The following is a 12,223-nucleotide window of genomic DNA, read 5'->3' on the forward strand; positions in this document are numbered from 1 at the left end:
TGTCTTATGGTAGAGTTCCTCGTTGCGAAACTTCACGACGTCCACTTCATGACGATGCTGCTGGCGGCCATTGCCGCCAGCGCCACCGTGTATACGCTGGTGATGCCGCTGTTCGCCGGCGAGGGCCTTTCCAAGCGCATGAAGGCGGTGGCGAACGAACGTGAGCGCATCCGGCAGCGCGAGCGCGAGCGCCTCCACAGGAGTGAAAAAGTCTCGCTGCGCCAGACGCCGAAGCAGCTCGTCTCGAAGGTCGTCGATGACTTCAACCTGACCAAATGGCTCGCGCAGGAAGCTGCGCGGGACAAGCTCATCATGGCCGGCTATCGAGGCCAGGCGCCCTACATCACCTTCCTGTTTGCCCGCCTGGTTGCCCCGATCGTGCTGTTCGTCGGTTCGGTCGTCTACGTGTTCCTGATCGCGCATATGCAGCAGTCCATGCCGATCAAGATCGGCATCTGCGTCGGTGCGGCCTATCTCGGACTTCAGGCGCCGATGCTGTTTCTCAGGAACGCGATCTCCAAGCGCCAACTCTCGATCAAGCGCGCCTTTCCCGATGCGCTCGACCTGCTCCTGATCTGCATCGAATCCGGCATGTCGGTTGAGATGGCGTTCCGGAAGGTCGCAGTCGAAATCGTGGGCCAGTCGATCGCGCTATCGGAGGAGTTCACCCTGACCACGGCCGAGCTGTCGTATTTGCAGGATCGCAAGGTCGCCTACGAGAACCTCGCGCGGCGCACCGGGCTCGAGGGCGTCAAGTCGGTATGTCTCGCGCTCCAGCAGGCGGAGCGTTACGGCACCCCGCTCGGCCAATCCTTACGGGTGATGGCGCAGGAAAACCGCGACATGCGCATGAACGAAGCCGAGAAAAAGGCCGCGGCACTGCCGCCGAAGCTGACGGTACCGATGATCCTGTTCTTCCTGCCGGTGCTGTTCGTCGTCATCCTTGGACCGACTGGCATCAAGGTCACCGAGATGCAATGACCTTAGACGTGGACCGCGTACGGTCCGAGGATGCGTTCAAGATTGGAAGATCAAGATCGGAAGATCACGTCTGATCAGTCGGGCAGGCCGAGCGAGGCGACCGGCGTCCGCTTCGGCGCACCACGCCGGACGTCGCTGCGGGTCAACATTTCCTTGAGATAGGCGACATTAGCCGTAGCCTGGTCCGGCGGCAGGTCCGCCTTCACAATAGTCTCGGCTTCGGCGAAGCGGCCCTGGAGACCGACGACAAGACCGAGATTCTGCCGCACCCGCGCGCTTGCGTGCGGCGAGGCATAGGCTTGGCGCAGCGCGTCTTCGGCCTTCGGCAGGTCTCTCGACAACATGTAGGACAGGCCGAGATTGGAGAGCACGCCGGGATCGCCAGGCGCGATCTTGAGCGCACTCGCATAGTAGGAGCGCGCTTCCTCGTGACGCCCCATCTGATCGAGCGCGGTACCCTGCACCGAGAGCAGGCGCCAATCCGGGTTATCGGGCGAATGCGCCTTCGACAGCACGTCGAAGGCTTGCTGGAAATTGCCGTTGTCGGAGAGCGCGCGGCCGTATTGCGCCATCAGCGCCTTGTTGCCGGGATTGGCGATGGTCGCCTGCTCGAGCACGGCGGCAGCCTGGGCGCGCTGGCCGTTGGCGCGCAGGGCCTGGCCGTAGGCGAGCGCCGCGTCGGCGTCCTTGGGATTGGCACGATAGCGCTCGCCATAGACTTCAGCAGCGCGCGCGGGATCGGTGGGAGCGGCTTCTGCCCGCGGCCCGACCGAGCCCGTGACGTCGGAGAGTTTCGACATCGCCGTGCAGCCGCCGAGGCCCATGGCCACCGCTGCGACCAGCGAGGTGGACGCAAGAAGCCGGGCAAGACTTAACCGTTCACGACTGAACCGTTGACGCATGACGCTTTGACTCTCGAGCCGATTGATCGAGCCGAACGCGCCAGCAATAGAGTGTTAACCCTAACGGCCGGTTAATGCTCCCGGCCCGGGCCCGTCACTGCGGCGCCTGCGGCGGCACCTCGCCGCCGAGACCCGCATCGAGGCCGAGCGCCTTCGCCTGCTCGTTCAGGTCCCGCAGCAATTGCAGTCGTTGCCGCGTCTCGATCTCGACATCGATGCCCGGACGCACGACCCTCGGCAATTCGCGTCGAAGATCGTCACGATTGACCAGACGCCTCGCGCGGAGCTCGTCGAGCTGAACGTCGTCGATGCCGAGCACATTTGCAGATTGCTCGATCAGTCGGCGCAGTAGTGACGTCACCGCGGCCTCGACATCATGCTTGCGTGCGGATCTCGAGAACTTGCTTTCCAGATCGGCCCAGACATGAGAGGTCACGAGATAGACGTGGAGCAAATTGGCCCAATCCACCTCGTCGTCGGCATAGAAGGCGCGGCGCAGCAGGAGCCGGCGCGCGAATGCTGCGACCTGATCCCGTTTCAGCGATCTCGATGCCCGATTGGACGGCCGGATCTCGGGAAAAATCCCGTCCGGCCGGCAGTCTGACGACGCCGTGCGGCAGGTTGGAATCGAGCGGCCTGAAGACACCATCCTTGCGCGGACGTGAGTAGCGGGCGATCGCGAAGCGATACTCGGTGCGGCCGCTATGGGACATCGGGCCGAAATGGATGACGTTGAAGCCGGCATCGTCACCGGCCTGCCCGGTCGATGACGGACAGGACAGGACGTAGATCGTGCGCCAGAATGCTTCAGCGCTCTCGCTCGACGTGGCGCGCGGATCGGGAAGCGAATAACGCGTCAGCCCGTCGACATGCCGGTGTCCGTGAAGAACCAGATCGACATTGAGCGATGTCGCCGCTTCGAGGAAGGTCGCGGGCGCGGCGAGATACATCAGCGGCTCGTCGGGCACGCCGAGAAACCGCTTTCCTTCTCCGGTCGCCTGCGGCAGTGGATGATGGTGCAGCGCCAGCACGCGCACGAGGTTTTCCACCGGCTCGGCATAATCGGCGCGGCCGCCCGACCCGAGGCTGCCCGCGAGCTTGACGCTCAGCCGCGCGGAATCCGAAACCATGGCGCTATAGGCGCTCTGGTCGACGTTGCCGCTCACGAGCGTCGTGAGGCTCGCGCGGTTGGAATCCAGCAGCACCAGATCAAGGCCGGCCTGACGGTAGTAGACGCTCTTCGAGGTCCGCGGCAAATGCAGGTAATCATAGACGTCGTGGCGGCCCGCACGCTGGCTCGGGCGCTTAACGTCGTGATTGCCGGCAATTGCCTGGATGTCGGTGAACAGCCCGGTCTGCCGGAAGGACGCAATGACGGCGAGCGCTTCGTCGAGCGCAGGCGGCGCCGGGTCGTCCACGATATCGCCGGTGATCAGCAGGATGCGATCGGGAACATCCGCGAAGTCCGCCATCCTCTCGCGAATTGCGGCATTGAGCGTCTCGATGGTCGCAAGCAGTCGACCAGACCCGTCCAGATGCAGGTCGGAAATCTGTACGATGACGAACGATCTATCCATTTTGCGTCGCTTATTTGCGAATGCCGCGCCGCGCAAACGATGAGAGAAATGCCTTCGACGATCCGGTTCAGTCCGGTATCAATCAGCCCGGGCCATGATGAGCCGGGGTAAGAATTGACCGCAGCCCCGTTGTTGCACTCCGTGCAGAACCGTACGACACAATCTAAAATATCTGCCAATAATGCCACAACCGCAGCGCTAGTAAAGCCCTGCGGCCGCTCGCGTGAATCGCGGTCCTCGGCATGAGATACGGGGCTCGCCCGATGATGGTTTCGCTCACCCGATCAATATTCGATGGCGAGCCTCTTGCGAATTTCATCAATGCGCTTGTCCAAGGCATCGAACCGCGCGTGAACGGAGCGGTCGTGGAGATAGAAGACGTAACCGCCGGCAAGGAACGCGAATATCCAATGATGATGCTCGACATAGCCAAAAATCGCCTCGACCGCCTGGCCGATGAATGTGACCGCGCTCCACACAAATTCCATTGCATTTCCTCCCGGCCGGCTTTGTCGTCGGCCGCCGGAGATCTGCACACCTGACGGCCGTTGCCGGAACCTAGCATGGCCCCTTTGCTGCGAGTAGCGGATCGCCGAACGGTGGCAGCAAAGCTGATTGCGGCGGCGGCAAAACTCTGCGAAATCTCGTCCGTTCGTATGACCCGCTCGATCTGACGATCCGGACCCGCCAATGCCTTCTGTCTTCGAGACGTCGCCTACCGCCATCCCGATCACCTTCGTCACCAAGTCGAGCTGGGATCAGGTCGCCGAGCGGCTACCGGCGGCGCAACGCCAGTTCGCCACCGCGAGCGCCTTTACCGCAAAGCCGGGCGGCTATCTCGCGCTGCCCGCGCCCGATGGCGCGATCGCGCAAGTGCTGTTCGGGATCGAGGACGAAAGTGCAAGATCGCGCGACCTGTTCCGACCGGGCGCCCTGCCCGGCCTGCTGCCGCCGGGCATTTATCGCTTCGCCAATGCACCGCACGATGCACGGCTCGCCGCACTCGCCTTCGCGCTCGGCAGCTACCGCTTCGCCCGGTACCGCAAGGCCGATCGCCCCGAGGTCAGCCTCGTTCCCCCCTACGGCGTCGACGCGACCGACATCAACCGCATGGCGGACGCCGCAATGCTGGCGCGCGACCTCATCAACACGCCGGCCAACGACATGGGGCCGGAGGAGCTGGCCGCAGCCGCGCAGGATCTCGCCGCCGAATTCGGCGCGAGCTTTGCCTGCACCATCGGTGACGACTTGAAGACGAATTTTCCGCTGATCCACGCCGTCGGCATGGCATCTAGCCGCGCGCCGCGGCTGATCGACATCGGCTGGGGCGACCCGGCTCATCCCAAGGTGACGCTGGTCGGCAAGGGCGTCTGCTTCGACACCGGCGGGCTCGACTTGAAGCCTTCGAGCGGCATGCTGATCATGAAGAAGGACATGGGCGGCGCCGCCAACGTGCTGGCGCTGGCGCGCATGGTGATGGATGCGAAGCTGAAGGTGCGACTGCGCGTGCTGATTCCGGCCGTGGAGAACGCGGTTGCGGGCAATGCCTTCCGCCCGCTCGACATCTTCACCTCGCGCAAGGGCATCACGGTCGAGATCGGCAATACGGACGCAGAGGGGCGGCTGGTGCTCGCCGACGCGCTGGCGCTTGCGGACGAGGAAAAGCCGGACCTGCTGATCGATCTCGGCACGTTGACGGGAGCGGCACGCGTCGCGCTGGGGCCGGATTTACCGCCCTTTTACACCAATGATGAGACGCTTGCCGCTGACGTCGCGCGATGCGCGGCGAGGGAGAACGATCCGTTGTGGCGCATGCCACTGTGGCCGCCTTACGATGCGTGGCTGGACTCCAAGACCGCCACTATCACCAACGCACCATCAGGCGGCTTTGCCGGCTCGATCATTTGCGCGCTGTTCCTGCAACGCTTCGTCGAGCATGCCAGGAGCTGGCTGCATGTCGACATTTACGGCTGGACGCCGTCGGCGAAGCCCGCACGCCCCGAGGGCGGCGAGTGCCAGGCCGCGCGCGCGATCTACACATTGCTGAGCGAGCGCTATGCGTGATCCAGAACACGATCTAAGCCACGATCCAAGTCACGATCCAAGATACGATCCAAGGCTGACACCGTCGCGCGGCGACATCGCCGCGAAATACCTCGAAAGCAAGGTGCAGGCGGATCGTTTCGTCACGGGCGAGGAATTCGAGATCATCGAGGCGATCGCGCCCGTGCGCGAGCAGCCGTCGTCGAACGCGATGCTAATGACACAAGCGTTGCGCGGCGAGGGCGTCACGGTTTACGACCGCAACGGCGAAGGCTGGGCATGGGGTCAACTTTCAGGTGACGGCTATGTGGGCTGGCTGCCGGACGCAGCGCTCATGAAGCCCGCGGCCGCGCCGACCCATATGGTCAGTGCTTTACGAACCTTTGCCTTCCCCGGTCCCTCGATCAAGCTGCCGCCAGCAGACACGCTGGTGATGGGATCGAAGATCGCGGTTGCACGCGAGGACGGCAGCTTCGCCGTGACACGCGACGGACACTATCTGCCGAAGGCCCATCTCGCCCCGCTTGGTCATTGCGAGCCGGATTTCGTCGCAATCGCCGAGGGTTTCGTCGGCACGCCCTATCTCTGGGGTGGCAAGAGCAGCCTTGGCGTCGATTGCTCCGGCCTGGTCCAGATGTCGCTGACATCGGCGGGCATCGGCTGCCCGCGCGACAGCGACATGCAGCAGGCCGGCCTCGGCCGCGCGCTGGAGCCCCATGAGCAAAGCAGCTTGCTGCGCGGCGATCTCATTTTCTGGAAAGGTCATGTCGCCATCGTCCGCGATGGCAGCACCATGGTTCACGCCAATGCGCATCACATGGCAACGGTGATCGAGCCGATCGAGCCGGCAATCGCAAGGATCAAGCAAGCCGGCAGCGAGGTCGCCGCGATCAAGCGGCTCTGACGGAGGCTACGTCGCCGCGGACCCGTTCTCCGCCGTCTCCAGCCGGAACGCCGCCGCAAACAGCGCGCGCGTGTAATCCGTCTTCGGGTTCTTGAAGAGCTCGGCGGCCTGGCCTTCCTCGACCACCTTGCCGCCACGCATCACGATCAGATGGCTGGCGAGCGAGGCGACGACGCGCAGATCGTGCGAGATGAACATGTAAGTGAGATCGCGCCGGCGCTGCAATTCACGCAGCAGATCGACCATCTGCGCCTGAATCAGCATGTCGAGCGCACTGGTCGGCTCGTCCAGGACGACGAAATCCGGCTCCAGCACCACCGCCCGCGCGATGCTGATGCGCTGGCGCTGGCCGCCGGAGAATTCATGCGGATAACGGTGGCGAGTATCCGGTTTCAGTCCGACGTCCTCGAGCGCCTTGACGACACGCTCCTCCCGCTCGCCTCGCGAGAGCTGCGGCTGATGCACGGTGAGGCCTTCGGCGACGATGTCGGCGACCGACATGCGCGGGCTGAGCGAGCCGAACGGATCCTGGAACACGATCTGCATGTCGCGCCGGAACGGCCGCATCTCCTTGAAGCGCAGGCCCTGGATATCTTTTCCCAGGAACACAATGCGTCCGTTCGAGGAGATCAGCCGCAGCAATGCGAGCCCCAGCGTGGTCTTGCCCGAGCCGGACTCGCCGACAACGCCGAGCGTCTCGCCCTTGCGCACGGCGATGCTGACGCCGTCGACCGCCTTGATGTGGCCGACCGTCTTGCGCATCAGCCCCCGCTTGATCGGGAACCAGACCTTCAGGTCGTCGGCTGACATCACCACCGGGGCATCCGGCTGCGGCGGCGCCGGATCCGGCTTCGGCTCCGCGGCGAGCAGGTCGCGCGTATAGGGATGCTTCGGGGTCTTGAAGACCTGCTCGACCGGCCCCTGCTCGACGATCTCGCCCCCCTTCATGACGCAGACCTGGTCGGCGATGCGGCGCACGATGCCGAGATCGTGGGTGATGAAGAGCAAGCTCATGCCGAGCCGGCCGCGGATCTCTGCGAGCAGCGTCAGGATCTGCGCCTGCACGGTAACGTCGAGCGCCGTGGTCGGCTCGTCCGCGATCAGGAGGTCCGGCTCGTTGGCGAGCGCCATCGCGATCATCACGCGCTGGCGCTGGCCGCCGGAGAGCTGGTGCGGATAGCTCTTCAGCCGCGTTTCAGGCTCGGGAATGCCGACCTGCGTGAGCAATTCCAGCGTCCGCCTGCGCGCCTCGGCATTGCTGGTCGGATTGTGCAGCTGAATGATCTCGCCGATCTGCGCCTCGATCGTATGCAGCGGGTTGAGCGAGGTCATCGGCTCCTGGAAGATGATCGAGATGTCGCTGCCGCGAATCTCCCGCATCTCCTGCTCCGACCGGTCGATCAGTTCCTGGCCCTTGAAGTGGATGCTGCCCGAGGGATGCGAGGCATTTGGATAGGGCAAGAGCTTGAGAATCGAGAGCGCGCTGACCGACTTGCCGGAGCCGGACTCGCCGACCAGCGCCAGGCACTCGCCGCGCTTGATCTGGAACGAGACCTTGTCGACCGCGAGCGTGGTGGCGCCCCCCTGGTGGAAGGCCACCGAGAGGTCGCGCACGCTGAGCAAAGGCTGGTTGATCGCGTCCATTGGCTTACCTGAACGTCTTGCGCGGATCGAATGCGTCGCGCACGGCCTCGCCGATGAAGATCAAAAGCGACAGCATGATCGCGACCGAGAAGAAGCCGGAAAAACCGAGCCACGGCGCCTGCACGTTGGACTTGCCCTGCGACAGCAACTCGCCGAGCGACGGCGAGCCGGGCGGCAGTCCGAACCCCAGGAAATCGAGCGCCGTCAGCGTCATCACCGAACTCGACACGATGAACGGCAGGAACGTCATCGTCGCGACCATCGCGTTCGGCAACAGATGCCGGAACATGATGACCTTGTTCGACACGCCGAGCGCCCGCGCCGCCTGGATATACTCGAAATTGCGCCCGCGCAGGAATTCCGCGCGCACGAGTCCGACCAGCGACACCCAGGAAAATAACAACAGGATGCCGAGAAGCACGAAGAAGCCGGGCACCAGCACCGACGACAAGATCAGCAGCAGATAGAGCGAAGGGATCGCAGTCCATATCTCGATGAAACGCTGGAACAACAGGTCGATCCAGCCGCCGAAATAGCCCTGCACCGCGCCGGCCGCGATGCCGACGATGGAGGAGACGATGGTCAGGCAGAGGCCGAACAGCACTGAGATGCGGAAGCCGTAGATCAGCCGCGCCACCACGTCGCGGCCCTGATCGTCGGTGCCGAGCCAGTTGTATTCGAGATCGCGGCAGCTCTTGAGGCCTTTCTTCTCGACGACGGGCTTGCACTGCGCTTCCGTCAACATCCAGGTCGGCCGCGACGGCGCCGGCGTCGGCAGATCGAGATTGTGGGTGTCGTAGGAATAGCGGATCAGCGGCCAGACGATGCTGCCGCCCTTGTCCCTGATCAGCTTCTGCAAATAGGGATCGCGATAGTCGGCCGCGGTTTCGAAGTCGCCGCCGAAAGTGGTTTCCGAATAGGTGACGACGGACGGCCAATAAAGGTGGCCGTCATATTTGATCAGGAACGGCCGATCATTGGCGATCAGCTCGGCGAACAGCGACACCACAAATAGGATCAGGAAGATCCAGAACGACCAATAGCCGCGCCGGTTCGCCTTGAAATTCTGCCAGCGGCGCCTGTTGAGCGGCGACGGCACGAACGGTTTGCGCGTGATCGGCACGGCACTGCCGAGCGGTGACTTCGCAGTGGTTTCGATCGGCGTGGTGGGGGCGGCCAGCGTCATCAGACCTCCCGCGCCTCGAAATCGATTCGCGGATCGATCCACATATAGGTCAGGTCAGAGATCAGGTTGATCACGAGGCCGACGAGCGAAAAGATGAAGAGCGTGCCGAACACCACGGGGTAATCGCGGTTGAGAACGCTCTCGAAACTGAGCAGTCCCAGTCCGTCCAGCGAGAAGATGGTCTCGATCAGAAGCGAGCCCGAGAAGAAGGCGTGAATGAAGGTCGAGGGAAAGCCGGCGATGACGATCAGCATCGCGTTGCGAAAGACGTGACCGTAAAGCACCCGATTCTCGCTGCAGCCCTTCGCGCGCGCGGTCATCACGTATTGTTTGCGGATCTCGTCCAGAAACGAGTTCTTGGTCAGGAACGTCATGGTGGTGAACGCACCGAGCCCCATAGCGATCAGCGGCAGCGTCAAATGCCAGAAGTAATCGATGATCTTCCAATACCACGGAAACTGCGACCAGCCGTCTGACGTCAGTCCGCGCAGCGGGAACCAGTTGAAGAACGAACCGCCGGCAAACAGGATGATCAGGAGGATCGCGAATAGAAAGCCGGGAATCGCGTAGCCAAGTACGAGCACGCTCGACGTCCAGGTGTCGAAGCGCGTCCCGTCCCTGACCGCCTTACGGATGCCGAGCGGAATCGAGATCAGGTAGGTCAGCAGCGTCAGCCAGATGCCGAGCGAGATCGAGACCGGCAACTTCTCCTTGACGAGCTGCAGGACGCTGACGTCGCGAAAATAGCTCTTGCCGAAATCGAAGCGGGCGAAATTCCAGACCATCAGCGCGAAGCGCTCCGGCGCCGGCTTGTCGAAGCCGAACTGCACTTCCAGCTTCTTGATGAAATCGGGATCGAGGCCTTGCGCGCCGCGATACTTCGAGTTGATGGCGTCGCCGCCGGCCCCCAACTGCCCCGGGGCGCGCTGCGCAAAGTCGCCGCCGCCCGAAATGCGCGAGGTCCCGCCGGTGTCCGCGCCCGAGAGCTGCGCGATCACGCGCTCGACCGGGCCGCCCGGCGCGAACTGCACGACGATGAAGGAGACGAAGAGGATCCCGAGCAAGGTCGGGATCATCAGCAGGATGCGGCGGGCGATGTAGGCGCTCATGGCTGCTTCGCCTGCTCGAGCCTGGCGGCCTTGCCGCCATCGTACCACCAGATGTCGGGAGCGCCGACGCCGTTGGCATAACGCGGCGGCTTCTGCGGATGACCGAATTGGTCCCAATAAGCAAGCCGGTGCGTCTTGTTGAACCAGTGCGGCACCCAATAACGGCCGGCGCGGAACAGGCGATCGAAGGCGCGGCAGGCGACGGTCAATTCCTCGCGGCTGTCGGCCGCCATGATCTTCTCGATCATGGCATCGATGGCCGGATTGGCGACGCCCGCAAGATTGTACGAGCCCTTCGTTGCCGCGACCTGCGACGAGAAGAACGAGCGCATGGCGTCGCCCGGCGTTGCCGACATGCTGAAGCGCTGGGTCGTCATATCGAAGTCGAAATCTTCCTGGCGTACCTTGTATTGCACGGCGTCGACGAGGCGCACGCTCGCTTCGATGCCAAGCGTCGCGAGATTCTTGATGTAGGGCCCATGGTGCGGCTGGAACGAAGGCTCGTCCAACAGAAATTCGATCCTGAAGATCTCGCCGTTCGGCAGCATCCTCTTGCCGTCCTTGATCGGCAGGCCGGCCTCGCTCAGCAATCGCTGCGCCCTGCGCAACAGGCTGCGATCCTGCCCGGAGCCGTCGGAGACGGGCGGCGTGAACGGTGCGGCGAACACCTCGTCCGGAACCTGGCCGCGAAACGGCTCCAGCAGCTTCAGCTCTTCCGGCGGCGGAGGCCCATCGCTCGCCATGAGGTCCGAGTTCTGAAATGGCGATACCGTGCGGGCATAAGCACCGTACATGATGGTCTTGTTGGTCCACTCGAAGTCGAAGGCGTCGATCAGTGCCTCACGCACGCGAGGATCCCTGAATTTTTCGCGCCGCGTGTTGATGAACCATCCTTGCGCGCCGGACGGCGTGTCGTCGGGCACGACCTCCATCTTGACGCGACCCTCCTTGACCGCGGGGAAGTCATAGCGGGTCGCCCAGATACGAGCGGTGAACTCTTCGCGGTAGAGATAGTTCTTGCCGGTGAAACCTTCAAAAGCGACATCGCGGTCGCGGTAGAATTCGTAGCGCACGACGTCGAAATTGTAGCTGCCACGACAGGGGGGCAGGTCGGCAGCCCACCAATCCTTGACGCGTTCGTATTCGATGTAGCGGTTGACCTCGAACTTGCCGACCTTGTACGGGCCCGAGCCCAACGGGATATCGAGCGATGTTTCGTCGAAAGCGCGAGAGGCATAATATGCTTTCGAGAAGATCGGCAGACTCGCCACATAGAGCGGCACGTCACGCGCGCGTCCCTTGGCAAAGGTGACGACCAGCGTCGCATCGTCAACGGCTTCCGCGCTGACCATGTCGCGCATCTGCACGATGATCAGCGGATGCCCCTTGGCCTTCAGCGACGTCAGCGAAAACGCCGCGTCGTGAGCGGTAAGCTTGGTGCCGTCATGGAATTTCGCCTCTGGCCGCATGGTGAAGCGATAGACCAGCCTGTCTGCCGATATATTTACAGACCTGGCGGCAAGCCCGTACATCCCGTCCGGTTCGTCATTGGCTCGCACCATCAGCGGCGCAAAAGTCATGTCCATGCCCTGCGCGCCATCGCCTTTGAGGATGAAGGCATTGAGCGAGTTGAAGGTCTGGTAGGACTGGTTGTACGCGCGCACCGACGGGATAAGCGAGAAGGTGCCGCCCTTCGGCGCGTCGACATTGACGTAGTCGAAGTGATGGAAGTCGGCGGGATATTTGAGGTCGCCGAAGGCCGACATGCCGTGGGCCTCTGCAGGCATCTCGGACGCTGTCGCGCCCCGGAGCCAGGCGGCGCTGAACGCGCCACCGGCACCCAAGGCCAGCACATGCCGGCGTGAAAGCTGCGCCAT

General features: G+C 63.3%; 11 protein-coding genes. 3 read left to right on the forward strand and 8 right to left on the reverse strand.

Annotated features, from left to right (window positions below; all coding sequences use genetic code 11):
- The first annotated feature begins 6 nt into the window (after positions 1 to 6).
- Positions 7 to 981, forward strand: coding sequence for a type II secretion system F family protein (locus AC0L3B_RS12395; protein WP_473380435.1), 975 nt, complete (start codon positions 7 to 9; stop codon positions 979 to 981).
- Positions 982 to 1,055: 74 nt separating this feature from the next.
- Here the strand turns inward: AC0L3B_RS12395 and AC0L3B_RS12400 are convergent, their stop codons facing one another.
- The 4 genes from AC0L3B_RS12400 to AC0L3B_RS12415 all read right to left on the reverse strand — a co-directional run bounded on the left by AC0L3B_RS12400 (position 1,056) and on the right by AC0L3B_RS12415 (position 3,948).
- A complete protein-coding gene (locus AC0L3B_RS12400; RefSeq protein WP_026232795.1) occupies positions 1,056 to 1,883 on the reverse strand; it encodes a tetratricopeptide repeat protein in 828 nt (275 codons plus the stop codon).
- Between the two features lie 94 nt (positions 1,884 to 1,977).
- Complete coding sequence (locus AC0L3B_RS12405) at positions 1,978 to 2,244, reverse strand: hypothetical protein (RefSeq protein ID WP_473380436.1); 267 nt, start codon at positions 2,242 to 2,244, stop codon at positions 1,978 to 1,980.
- 13 nt (positions 2,245 to 2,257) lie between these two features.
- Positions 2,258 to 3,460, reverse strand: coding sequence for a metallophosphoesterase family protein (locus AC0L3B_RS12410; protein WP_473380437.1), 1,203 nt, complete (start codon positions 3,458 to 3,460; stop codon positions 2,258 to 2,260).
- Between the two features lie 284 nt (positions 3,461 to 3,744).
- Positions 3,745 to 3,948: a hypothetical protein gene (locus AC0L3B_RS12415; RefSeq protein WP_354209496.1), complete on the reverse strand. Its 204-nt coding sequence runs from the start codon at positions 3,946 to 3,948 to the stop codon at positions 3,745 to 3,747.
- Positions 3,949 to 4,150: 202 nt separating this feature from the next.
- Here AC0L3B_RS12415 and AC0L3B_RS12420 point away from each other — a divergent pair, with 202 nt between their 5' ends.
- On the forward strand, positions 4,151 to 5,524 hold the full coding sequence (locus tag AC0L3B_RS12420) for a leucyl aminopeptidase family protein (RefSeq protein ID WP_085351728.1): 1,374 nt from the start codon (positions 4,151 to 4,153) through the stop codon (positions 5,522 to 5,524).
- The gene (locus AC0L3B_RS12425; protein WP_473380438.1) at positions 5,517 to 6,407 is read left to right on the forward strand and encodes a C40 family peptidase; all 891 of its coding nucleotides are present in this window, start codon (positions 5,517 to 5,519) and stop codon (positions 6,405 to 6,407) included. The genes AC0L3B_RS12420 and AC0L3B_RS12425 overlap by 8 nt, the downstream gene beginning before the upstream one ends.
- A gap of 6 nt (positions 6,408 to 6,413) precedes the next feature.
- On the opposite strand, the gene AC0L3B_RS12430 is transcribed toward AC0L3B_RS12425, so the two are convergent.
- From AC0L3B_RS12430 to AC0L3B_RS12445, 4 genes are read right to left on the reverse strand one after another with little or no spacing between them, the layout of a single operon-like run.
- Positions 6,414 to 8,051, reverse strand: a complete 1,638-nt coding sequence (locus AC0L3B_RS12430) for an ABC transporter ATP-binding protein (RefSeq protein ID WP_473380439.1) — start codon at positions 8,049 to 8,051, stop codon at positions 6,414 to 6,416.
- Between the two features lie 4 nt (positions 8,052 to 8,055).
- The gene (locus AC0L3B_RS12435) at positions 8,056 to 9,237 is read right to left on the reverse strand and encodes an ABC transporter permease (RefSeq protein WP_018454694.1); all 1,182 of its coding nucleotides are present in this window, start codon (positions 9,235 to 9,237) and stop codon (positions 8,056 to 8,058) included.
- Complete coding sequence (locus AC0L3B_RS12440) at positions 9,237 to 10,346, reverse strand: microcin C ABC transporter permease YejB (RefSeq protein ID WP_018454695.1); 1,110 nt, start codon at positions 10,344 to 10,346, stop codon at positions 9,237 to 9,239. The genes AC0L3B_RS12435 and AC0L3B_RS12440 overlap by 1 nt, the downstream gene beginning before the upstream one ends.
- A complete protein-coding gene (locus tag AC0L3B_RS12445) occupies positions 10,343 to 12,223 on the reverse strand; it encodes an extracellular solute-binding protein (protein ID WP_085361625.1) in 1,881 nt (626 codons plus the stop codon). The genes AC0L3B_RS12440 and AC0L3B_RS12445 overlap by 4 nt, the downstream gene beginning before the upstream one ends.

Source organism: Bradyrhizobium sp. Kon56, assembly GCF_055807635.1.

Bases quoted from the DNA above. Each gene is read 5' to 3' on its own strand.
- AC0L3B_RS12435 (WP_018454694.1), bottom strand. From the start codon at position 9,237: ATGACGCTGGCCGCCCCCACCACGCCGATCGAAACCACTGCGAAGTCA.
- AC0L3B_RS12410 (WP_473380437.1), bottom strand. From the start codon at position 3,460: ATGGATAGATCGTTCGTCATCGTACAGATTTCCGACCTGCATCTGGAC.
- AC0L3B_RS12395 (WP_473380435.1), top strand. From the start codon at position 7: ATGGTAGAGTTCCTCGTTGCGAAACTTCACGACGTCCACTTCATGACG.
- AC0L3B_RS12430 (WP_473380439.1), bottom strand. From the start codon at position 8,051: ATGGACGCGATCAACCAGCCTTTGCTCAGCGTGCGCGACCTCTCGGTG.
- AC0L3B_RS12415 (WP_354209496.1), bottom strand. From the start codon at position 3,948: ATGGAATTTGTGTGGAGCGCGGTCACATTCATCGGCCAGGCGGTCGAG.
- AC0L3B_RS12445 (WP_085361625.1), bottom strand. From the start codon at position 12,223: ATGGCGCAGCTTTCACGCCGGCATGTGCTGGCCTTGGGTGCCGGTGGC.
- AC0L3B_RS12425 (WP_473380438.1), top strand. From the start codon at position 5,517: ATGCGTGATCCAGAACACGATCTAAGCCACGATCCAAGTCACGATCCA.
- AC0L3B_RS12400 (WP_026232795.1), bottom strand. From the start codon at position 1,883: ATGCGTCAACGGTTCAGTCGTGAACGGTTAAGTCTTGCCCGGCTTCTT.
- AC0L3B_RS12440 (WP_018454695.1), bottom strand. From the start codon at position 10,346: ATGAGCGCCTACATCGCCCGCCGCATCCTGCTGATGATCCCGACCTTG.
- AC0L3B_RS12420 (WP_085351728.1), top strand. From the start codon at position 4,151: ATGCCTTCTGTCTTCGAGACGTCGCCTACCGCCATCCCGATCACCTTC.